This is a genomic window from Reichenbachiella sp. MALMAid0571, assembly GCF_040151475.1.
In the GTDB taxonomy this organism is placed as follows: Bacteria; Bacteroidota; Bacteroidia; order Cytophagales; family Cyclobacteriaceae; genus CAXBNB01.
The window spans coordinates 1-507 of the sequence record NZ_JBDKWG010000028.1; the positions used below are offsets into that span (position 1 = coordinate 1).

1 protein-coding gene is annotated in these 507 nt (G+C 46.4%); it reads right to left on the reverse strand.

All coding sequences use genetic code 11. From position 1 onward, the window contains the following. Positions 1 to 507 (reverse strand): DUF11 domain-containing protein (locus tag AAOP42_RS00295; protein ID WP_349526455.1); only part of this gene is annotated, 507 nt, incomplete at both ends.

A 507-nucleotide genomic window follows, 5' to 3' on the forward strand; every position in this document is an offset into this window, starting at 1 on the left:
TGTCCACGTTACTGTCCCTGAACTCTCACTCGTGGCACCTGCTCCATTGTCACTTACATAAGTATAGCCACTTGGCAATATATCTTCTACTGTAAAACCTGTGGCATCACTTGGGCCGTTGTTGGTCACTGTCAAGGTAAAGGTTACATTATCCCCTACGTTAGGTGTAGCATCACTTGCTGTCTTAACAATCGACAGATCAGTCTGTGGTACTGGTACAGGGGTATTGCTGTCTTGGTCATCGCTAGGATCTGGATCGTCTTCGTTGCTGCTCGTGATCGTTGCGGTATTGGTATATACTCCACCTGCATTAACACTCGCTGTAATAGATATGCTCGCATCAGCTCCATTACTCAAACTTCCTCCTGTCCACGTTACTGTCCCTGAACTCTCACTCGTGGCACCTGCTCCATTGTCACTTACATAAGTATAGCCACTTGGCAATATATCTTCTACTGTAAAACCTGTGGCATCACTTGGGCCGTTGTTGGTCACTGTCAAGGTAAA